This window comes from Parafrankia sp. FMc2 (genome assembly GCF_041008525.1).
GTDB lineage: Bacteria > Actinomycetota > Actinomycetes > Frankiales > Frankiaceae > Parafrankia.
Genome location: NZ_JBFLUG010000215.1, coordinates 1 through 8,574 on the forward strand (window position 1 = coordinate 1; position 8,574 = coordinate 8,574).

Annotated in this window: 6 protein-coding genes and 4 pseudogenes; 3 read left to right on the forward strand and 7 right to left on the reverse strand. The window is 69.8% G+C overall.

Going from position 1 to position 8,574, the window contains the following annotated elements; translation table 11 throughout:
• Nucleotides 1–1,020: pseudogene (locus tag AB1460_RS34230) on the reverse strand (plasmid pRiA4b ORF-3 family protein); the annotation flags it as partial.
• A 175-nt stretch (nucleotides 1,021–1,195) separates the two neighbouring features.
• On the opposite strand from AB1460_RS34230, the pseudogene AB1460_RS34235 reads away from it, so the two are divergent.
• A pseudogene (locus tag AB1460_RS34235) lies at nucleotides 1,196–1,309 on the forward strand (Fe-S cluster assembly protein HesB); the annotation flags it as partial.
• A 71-nt stretch (nucleotides 1,310–1,380) separates the two neighbouring features.
• On the opposite strand, the pseudogene AB1460_RS34240 reads toward AB1460_RS34235, so the two are convergent.
• Nucleotides 1,381–1,545, reverse strand: a pseudogene (locus AB1460_RS34240) (IS6 family transposase); the annotation flags it as partial.
• Nucleotides 1,546–1,585: 40 nt separating this feature from the next.
• The gene (locus tag AB1460_RS34245; RefSeq protein WP_368966478.1) at nucleotides 1,586–4,744 is read right to left on the reverse strand and encodes an EAL domain-containing protein; all 3,159 of its coding nucleotides are present in this window, start codon (nucleotides 4,742–4,744) and stop codon (nucleotides 1,586–1,588) included.
• A 226-nt stretch (nucleotides 4,745–4,970) separates the two neighbouring features.
• Here AB1460_RS34245 and AB1460_RS34250 point away from each other — a divergent pair.
• Nucleotides 4,971–5,364: pseudogene (locus AB1460_RS34250) on the forward strand (ISAzo13 family transposase); the annotation flags it as partial.
• An 86-nt stretch (nucleotides 5,365–5,450) separates the two neighbouring features.
• Here the strand turns inward: AB1460_RS34250 and AB1460_RS34255 are convergent.
• The 3 genes from AB1460_RS34255 to AB1460_RS34265 are packed head-to-tail and all read right to left on the reverse strand — an operon-like array spanning nucleotide 5,451 to nucleotide 6,512.
• Entirely contained in the window at nucleotides 5,451–5,948 is a 498-nt protein-coding gene (locus AB1460_RS34255; RefSeq protein ID WP_368966480.1) for a hypothetical protein, read from the reverse strand.
• Nucleotides 5,949–5,979: 31 nt separating this feature from the next.
• Nucleotides 5,980–6,231 (reverse strand): hypothetical protein, encoded by a 252-nt coding sequence (locus tag AB1460_RS34260; RefSeq protein ID WP_368966481.1) that lies wholly within the window; start codon nucleotides 6,229–6,231, stop codon nucleotides 5,980–5,982.
• A complete protein-coding gene (locus tag AB1460_RS34265) occupies nucleotides 6,228–6,512 on the reverse strand; it encodes a DUF397 domain-containing protein (protein WP_368966483.1) in 285 nt (94 codons plus the stop codon). The genes AB1460_RS34260 and AB1460_RS34265 overlap by 4 nt, the downstream gene beginning before the upstream one ends.
• A 374-nt stretch (nucleotides 6,513–6,886) precedes the next feature.
• Between AB1460_RS34265 and AB1460_RS34270 the strand changes: the two genes are divergently transcribed.
• Nucleotides 6,887–7,282, forward strand: a complete 396-nt coding sequence (locus AB1460_RS34270) for an integrase (RefSeq protein ID WP_368966485.1) — start codon at nucleotides 6,887–6,889, stop codon at nucleotides 7,280–7,282.
• Nucleotides 7,283–7,304: 22 nt separating this feature from the next.
• On the opposite strand, the gene AB1460_RS34275 is transcribed toward AB1460_RS34270, so the two are convergent.
• Nucleotides 7,305–8,333, reverse strand: coding sequence for a WS/DGAT domain-containing protein (locus tag AB1460_RS34275; RefSeq protein ID WP_368966486.1), 1,029 nt, complete (start codon nucleotides 8,331–8,333; stop codon nucleotides 7,305–7,307).
• Nucleotides 8,334–8,574 lie beyond the last annotated feature (241 nt).

An 8,574-nucleotide genomic window follows, 5' to 3' on the forward strand; every position in this document is an offset into this window, starting at 1 on the left:
TACGTCGATCACCTCGTCCCCGTCGCCGTCCGGATGAGGCGCGGGTGGCTTCCGCGGAGTCGGGAGCGTCGCGAGACGTGACCGCAGCACCAGCGCCACGGCCTCGTACGGCGGCCCGTCCTGGCCGCCCTCCTCGTCGAAGGGGATCTCGTCCTCCTCGCCGAACAGCTGAAGAAAGGACGCGACTTCCCCGTCTTCGTCGTCGCCGCCGTCGCCGTCGCCGTCGAACGGGAGCTCGCCGTCGTGCACCGCCCGTGCGTTCAGGGCGTTCTCGACCTGCCAGCGGAACTCCTCGGCGCCCAGCGTCTCGGTTCGCAGCCTGACCTTGTCCTTGCGAGCCTCCGCGGTGATCTCCTTCAGGATCACGGGAAGGTCCTCGGCCGGGAGGACGAGGATGTCGTCAGCCTCACCGCAGGCCGACGGGTCGACGCACACCAGGAACGCGTGGCGCCGGCCCGCCCGCTCGACGGTGCAGCTCAGGAAGACGGCGGCACCTTCGTCGTCGTACCGGCGCTGGAAGTCACCGGCCACCGGTGGCGCCGTCAGCTCCTGCGCCCACCCCGGCCGGGACACGCCGGCCGCGGCGAGCCGGCCGGCGGCGGCGTTCGCCGCGGCACCGACCGGCCCCGACGCGACGGAACCAACCGCCAGCAGTACCGCAAGGGCGTCCCCGGTCGCGGTGGTCTCCAGCCGCGGCACGATCTCCTGAAGAAACGCCTCCCCGACGGGTCCATCGACGAGGCCGTCAAGCACAGCGAACGTCGCACCGGCCATCTCCGCCAGTAGCGGATCGTCGTTCTCCCGGAGCGTCCTGCCGATCTCGACCATGTCGGTGGTGAGCGTGCGCAGCCCCATCTCATCGTCGTCGTGAGGCTGACCGTCGTCATGAGGCCACCGCGGAGAATGATCACGGATGTCCGGCACGGAGGACAGCGCGGGCCGGGAGCCGCGCCCGGCGGGTGCCAGCCTCTTGGAGGAGGGCTTCTTCCCGTTCTTGCGACCGCGGCTCACAGGGCTCATACCCTTGAGTCTGCACGGGCTGCGATGCCTTCATGCGCCCGACGCCTGACACGTGCCTGATGGGCCCGCGACGGCCCGGCCACGTTGCCGTCCGCGAAGGGCAGTCACCGTGGCATCGATGATCGGACGAGCAGGCGTAGCTGACCCGTCCGGCCGACCCGGCTACGGTGACGATGTGGGACTGCATCTGAGCCAGATCGACGAAGCGGACGAGTTGCTGACGCACGACCCGTTGGCGCTGCTCATCGGGATGGTGCCGGACCAGCAGATCCCGATGGAGCGGGCGTTCACCGACACCGTTGGAGCGGCACAGTTGCGTTGGGAGGATCCGACGCACGCCGGAGGCCTGGCGGCCCACCATCAGACGGCGCTGGCGAGTTCGGTGAACGCGGCTGCCAGCCTCTGCCGTGGGTCGGTGCCGATGGTGAGTTCGTAGTGGCCGCGGCGGATGTTCTGCACGAGGGCGTGTCCGGTGCTGACGGTCTGGACGGAACGGAGGCGTTGCAGGCCACGCATGGGTCGGAGCTGATGTGCTGGGCTTCGTAGGACACGGTGGTTGTGGTGCTCATCCGTCCTTGCCGTGTTCGGTCGCGCGTCGAGCGGTCGACCGTAGGCGGTGGAGGGCGAACCGGGCTGAGGCGGTGAACAGCGTCACCGAGCGGAGGACGATCGGGTCCACGAGTGTCAGCGGGCGGGTCCACCGCACGGCGACGAAGCCGAGCAGACCGCCCTGGTCCGGCATCGGCACCACCAGCGCGGAGCCGATCTCCAGTTGGGATGCCCGATCGGACGGGATGAGCGGTGTGTCGGAGGGGTCAGCGATGAAGATCGGGGCCCGCAGCTGGGACAACGCGCTCAGCGCGGCCTCGTCGTCGGGACTGGCCCGGGCTCCCACCCGGGTCAGCGGTTCGGTGCCTGGGGACACCGACATGCCGGCGGCGTCGAACACGGTCGCGTACGGCATTGTCGCGAGCATCACCGCGACGGCGTCCGCGCCGGCGAGGGAGCGGACGACGTCGGCGGTCAGGCCTGCCGCGGCGGGAAGGTCGTCGGGGTGCCAGAGCTGGTCGAGCCGTCCGAGCGCATCGGCGACGTTCTCGTTCATCAGCCGTTCCCTGCGCGCGTCGCACAGGAGCATTGTCTGGGCCGCGAGGTGGTGCAAGGAGCGGCGCTGTCTGGGCGCGAGCTGGCGGGGCATCCGGTCGGAGACGCACAGGGCACCGAGTGTGTGTCCTTCGGGTGTGCGCAGCGGCATCCCGGCGAAGAAACGCAGTGGTGGGATGTTCGGATCAGCACGGACCGCGTGCGCGAAGCGCGTGTCCCGCGTCGCGTCGATGACCTCCAGGTACTCGCCGGACCAGACCGCGTGGGATGCCACGCCCACCCGGCCGGCGAAACCGGTGATCTTCAGGCCGTGCCAGGACTTGAACCATTCCCGCTCGGTGTCCACGAACACGACGTGGGCGTAGGCGCAGTCGGTGAGCTCGGCGGCCAGAGCGGCGACCAGGTCGAACTCGGGCTCCGCAGGGGTGTCCAGGATCCGGTGGCTGCGTAGCGCGGCAAGGCGGCCGTTCTCGTCGGCGGGCGCGGGCGCGATGAGCCCGCCCTGGGTCCAGTGGTCCTTGCTCTGCTGGGTGACCATGGCGTCCGCGGGCCGCCCGTTGTCGTCTTTCGTCGCCGCGGCCTGCCGGGCATGCTCCGTATCCTCCCCCACCGGCTGCTTGGTGATCCGATCGTCCGGCGGCCTGGGCGCCGCGGTGGCGGCCACGGCGTGGTGGTGGGTGTCGGGGCGCGTCGTGTCGGTGAGCAGCGGTGTGAGGTCCCGCGCTGGCAGCGGGGGCGAGAACGCATAGCCCTGCAGGAGGTCGCAGCCGAGCTCGGTCAGGATCCGTTCGCTGGGCTCGTCCTCGATGCCCTCTCCGACGACACGCACCCCGAGCCGGTGGCCCAGGTCGACGACGGAACGCACGATCGCGACGTCCGGCAGGCTGCCCTGGGCATCCGCGACGAAACTCCGGTCGATCTTGATCTCGTCGACGGTCAGGGCCTTGAGGGTCTCCATCGAGTTGTAGCCGGTCCCGAAGTCGTCCATTGACAGCTTCACCCCGGAGACCCGCAGGTCGCCAAGCATCGCAGCGGCCCGGGCCGGCTGGGAGACGAGCGCGTTCTCGGTGATCTCGAGGGTGAGGATGTCGGGGGGAAGACCGTAGGCTGCCAGCCGTTCGGCGACGACCTGCGGGAGCTCGTCGACCACCAGCAACCGGGGCGAAAGGTTCGCCGAGACGGCCACCCGTATCCCCTCCGACCGCCAGCGCGCGCACTGGCGCAGCGCCTCATCGAGCTCCCACCAGGTCAGCTCGACAATCAGCGAGGAGCGTTCGGCCATCGGCAGGAACGACCCGGGTGGCAGCAGCCCACGGGTGGGATGCCGCCAGCGCATCAGCGCCTCGACACCGACAGTCCGTCCGGTCGCCGCGTCCCGCATCGGCTGGTAGTGCAGCTCCAGCTCGTCCCGTTCGATCGCGGACCGTAGCTGCGCGTGCAGTTCGAGTTCCCCAGGCTTCACCGCGGCCATCCCGGCCGTCCATACCCCGACCCGCTCGCCGCGGCGCCTGGCATCGGCGAGTGCCGCATCGGCGCACGGGAGCAGGTCGATGATCCGGTTCCCGCAGGACGGTGCCCCGGCGAGACCCGCCGTGGCCTCCACCTCGGCATCCACCCCGCTGATCCGCAGGCGTCCGTCGACCTGCCGCAGGATCGCACGACCGAAGTCGGCGAGGGCGGGATCCGCCGTCCGCGGCGGGCTTTCCCCGTCGCCGGCCACGGCCGCCCCAGGTACCAGCAGGGCGAACGTGTCGCCGCCGAGGCGGGCGATGAGCATCGGGGCCGGCCTCACCAGGCGCAGCCGGTGGGCGAACCTCCGCAGCACCTCGTCGCCCGCCTCATAACCCAAAGCGGTGTTGATCTCCTTGAAGCGGTCGACGTCGACGACCACCAGCACGGCCTGACGCCCGGCCGCGAGGATGTCGGCAACAAGCCGATCACCAGTCCGCATCAGTCCCGCGCGGCTCGCCAGAGCTGTCAGAGGATCAACAAGACGGCGGTCCCCTGCCCGGTACAGGGCGATGTGAGTGAGAAACGCGGCCGCCAGGACCCCCATCCCGCAGCCCGCCGCCGCGAGGGGAAACTCCGCGAGCCACCCACGCAGGCCGAACGCGCCGAGAGCGCCAGCCACCACGACCGCAGCGTGCACCCCGACGGCACCGAGCCGGGACCGCACGAGACCCACCTGGCTGCCAGCCCACGGGAACCAGAACAGCAACGTCAGCGCAAGCTCGGCGGACTCCGCCGCGGCCAACGCGACCGCGACCGCCATCACAGTCACCACGGAGGAGACCAAGGCCAGCCGACGCAGATACGCCACCGCGACCGCGGACATCGCCGCGACAGACGCCACCCCGAGCCCGGCCCCCACCGCGACAGACGGGTCCAGGTAGCCCGGCGAGCCGGGAACAAACATCAGAAGCAGGAGAAAGAGGGAGCCGACGAGGGTCGGCACCATGAAGAACCCGCGGTCGCCGACGGCACTGGTGCGATGCTGCCCACCATCCCCGCCCGTCGGGACGCCCTGGCCGAACCGGCGGACATCCGGCGGCAGGCCGCCCGTGAGCGCGTAGCGGCGGCGCCCCGCGCCCGGGCGAACGCTCGTCCACAGCCAAGCCATGCCTCTCCGGTACCCGGTGACGAGCCGTTGGAGCGTGTGGGTGGGCCCGTGAACTGGGCTGATGCGCCGTGCGCCCCTTGGCAGATGGTCAGCTATGCCTGTACGCCAGCTCTATCCGATCTTCGTGCGGGTGTGCGGCTGGCTGGTCCTCCTCGGCAATTCGTCGGTATCGAAGCACCTCGAGCTGCTGGTAGTGCGGCACGAGCGCGCCCAGTCTGTCCAGCTTCCTGAGGACCTCGCCCCCGCGTGGCTGCACCACCCCACCCTCACCGGTATGGAACGCCCCACCTTCGCCGCTTTGCTGGCCGCTGTCGAACGGTACGTGCTCGACCACCCACCGATCAGCTTGCATCACAAGCACGCCCGGTACCGCGTCCTGCGCCGCGGTCCGTTGTCGCTGTCCGACCGGCTGCTGGTCACCGTGATCCACCACCGGTGGAAACCCAACACAGACGCTCATCCGACTGCTGGGCTCACCCCGAACAGCCGTCAGCGACGCCATCCACGAGATGACCCCCCTCCTCGACGGCCTCGACCGCCACATTCCACCCGCACCGATCACCGTGTCGACCGTGAGAGACCTCACCACTCTGATCGACAAAAGCAACATCAAACCCTGAAGTTATTTTCCGGCAGCTCCCCGGCATGGGGGAAGGAGCCGGAACAGGTTCAGGGCCGTCAGCCCGGACGATCACATCAGGTCACGTCAGGGTGGAGAGGATTCCGTCATCAGGTCCCGGAACGGGAACATCACCTCCCAGACCTCAACCCCCGACACGGCATCACCGTCACGCAGCCACACCCGGGAACTGGAGAAGCTCACCCCGGCCGGGACGACATCCGCTGGGGGACGCGCCCCGGTCATCACCACTCGGGGGTCCGCGCCTGTCAGCAGGCGTTGCCGCCGCACACGGCTACCGACTGCCCACGCCACCCGGGACTGTTCCAACGGGGTCACCCGGCGGTGCAACAGCACCAGACCCACCGTGGACAGCTGCGCCACGCCGACCCCGGCCCCGGCCATCACGTCCGGGTCGACGTCCACCACGTCGCACAACAACATCTCCTGATCGTCGGAGTCGGGGTGCAGCGGTTTCGGGAGCAGGCCGACAACCAGCCCGTCGTGGTAGCCGATCCGCAGCTCCGGCAACGCGCCCACGTCGAACTCCCAGCGCGACGTATCCGCTACCGCCAGCCCGGTCACCGGCCCCACCCCGACCGCCGCACCGTAACGGTCACAAGGTGACGACGATCCGTCTCAGGTCCGTAAACGGCAACGCTGTGTACTCGCCTGGGCGTAACCCCAGGTCGAGCGCACACCGCGTCACGTCGGCGGCGTCGACGAACGGAGTGACCACCCCCCGGGCCATCACCGGCGGTACCAGCACCGGACCGGTAGCCATCGTGTTCATCCCACCACCACGGGTCATCGTCATAGGCGTACTCGTCCTCCCCAGCGTCGTAGTCCTCATCCTCGCGATCGTCATTGCTGCTCATCGGACCTCCCCGTATCCGTCAGATCGTTGAACTCCCCGTCGCCCACCCCGGCCAGGAACGCCCGCCACTCCGCCATCGAGAACAGCAACGCCGCACCCTCCGGCCAGCCGGCCTGACGCAGCACCACCCCCACCCCGACCGACGCCGACGCGAACGCCAACGGCGCGACCTCCACCGCCGCATCACCCGCCCCCGACGCCCGATACCAGCGCAGCCGATCCCGGCCATACACCGGCACGTCGAAGTCCAAGCCGGCCGACCACTCCCGCATCCACCTGTCCACCCCGCATCGCCTCCCCCCGACGAATCCGGACAGAGAAAGCGTCAGCCCCGGGCATGGCCCTAAGAGGGTGTGGCCCTGACAAAGCCCCACCCGAGACCACTAAGGAAGACACCGCACCCCTCCAACGCCCCAGACTGAGACGCACCGTGCTCCCACCTACGCGGCCCCAGCCAGGGGACGAGAACCCCCGAGAAATAGTCAAGACTTGTGGATGATGATTGTTAGGCGGCTTGGGTCTGTTGCATTGGGGGATGGCAGGGCATGGTTGACCCTGTCGAGCGGGTGTGGGGTGCCAGAAGCCGGCCTGGGCCTGTGACCTGGGCTGATGCGACAGTACGGGACCGTCGGCATGATGGTCAGCTATGTCCATCCGCCTGCTCTATCTGATCTTCGCTCGGGTGTGCGGCTGGCTGGTCCTCCTCGGCCGTTCGTCGGCGTCCAAGAACATCGAGCTGCTCGTGTTACGGCACGAGGTCGCCGTACTGCGCCGTACCCAGCCCAAGCCCCGATGGGACTGGGCAGACCGGGCAGTCCTCGCCGCACTCATCCGACTCCTGCCCACGACGTTGCAAGCCCACCGGCTGGTCACCCCGGGGACCGTCCTCCGGTGGCACCGCCGTCTGGTCACACGGAAATGGACCCATCCGCAGCGGATGGGACGACCTCCGGTCAGCGCGGAGATCGCCGTACTGATCGAGCGGTTCGCGACCGAGAACGCGACGTGGGGGTACCAGCGGATCCAGGGCGAGCTCCTCTGAACCGGCTGTGGACGGAGCCGTTTCACGCTGTTCCGTCCGGTGTCGTGGCGGGACCGGCGTTCAGGTCTGTGGCCGCGGCCGGCCGGGGTGGGGCCTGGTAGGCGTCGAGGGTGTGCTGCGTCCCGGTCCAGCGTGTCCGCTGGGCGGGTCTGCCGACGAGGTCGTCGATGGCGCGGCGGAGGGTTTCGCTGACGACGGCGGGATCGAGCCGGGTCGCATCGACCGTGAAGGACAGGCAGTAGTGGTCGTTCCATCCCATCGCGCCGACAGCCAGCGGGACGCCGTCGGCGAGCGGGACGACCGGGTGCACGGTGCACAGCGGGAGGCCGAGCAGCCGAAGTGGTTCGGCGGGGCCGGGCATGTTCGTGACGATCGCGTCGAAGTGAGGGGACCGGTACATCTGCTGGACCGTCCTGCGGTGCGCCGCCGCGGGGAGGCTGCCGGCGGCGCGGAGGACGGCCGCGCCAGCGAGTGCCTGCGCGGTCGCGTGCGGGCCGGTCTGCTCGCCGACTCGCCGGGCGCGTTCACGGACGGTCATCCGGCCGAGCGGCACGTCGATGAGGAGTCCCGCGGTGAGGTTACCGGGCGGTCCGAGATAGCCGGCGGGACTGGGCGCCCGCAGTGTCCTGGGCACAGCTGTCCGCAATGTCGTGTTCTGCGGTAGCCGTCCCTGGGCATCGAGGCAGGCACGGACCGCTTCGCCCACCGCCGCCAGGAGGAGGTCGGTGACGCGCAGGTTCATCTGGCGTGCTGCCGCGCGGACGAGCGGCAGCGGCCAGGTGTGCGCCTGGTAACGGCGCTGCGGACCCCGGGCGGCGCTCGGTGTGGGGAAGGGACGCGGCGCCGGGGCGACAGCGCGGGACGCCAGGAACATCAGCCCGGCCCGGGACGCCAGGAACATCAGCCCGGCCGCTGTGGTCACGGCTCTGGCGAGCCGGCCAGGCGCCGGTCGTTGCGTCGGGAGGGGACCGGCGGGCGGGGTCAGCAGGTCGCGGAAGAGGGTGACCAGGCCGAGGCCGTCCGCGATGGCGTGGTGCACGACGACCACCACTGCGCAAGGGTCTGACGCCCCTGTGTTGTCAAGTGGCCGCAGTGGCCGGTGGGCTGGTGCGCGGGATGGCGTTGTAGATCTCGCGGGCGACGTATCGTTTCAGACAGCGGATGACCCAATACCAGGAACTTTAGGTTCGGGTTAGTACTGTGACGACCGAGGGTGGTGGTCCTGTGAGGTGTCTGTCGATCGGCTTCTTGGTGGGGAATGGGGTGCGGTTGGCCCGGCGGACGACGCGGGG

Coding starts and splice junctions, on each gene's coding strand:
- AB1460_RS34245 (WP_368966478.1), bottom strand. CDS start 4,744: ATGGCTTGGCTGTGGACGAGCGTTCGCCCGGGCGCGGGGCGCCGCCGC.
- AB1460_RS34270 (WP_368966485.1), top strand. CDS start 6,887: ATGTCCATCCGCCTGCTCTATCTGATCTTCGCTCGGGTGTGCGGCTGG.
- AB1460_RS34265 (WP_368966483.1), bottom strand. CDS start 6,512: ATGCGGGAGTGGTCGGCCGGCTTGGACTTCGACGTGCCGGTGTATGGC.
- AB1460_RS34260 (WP_368966481.1), bottom strand. CDS start 6,231: ATGACGATCGCGAGGATGAGGACTACGACGCTGGGGAGGACGAGTACG.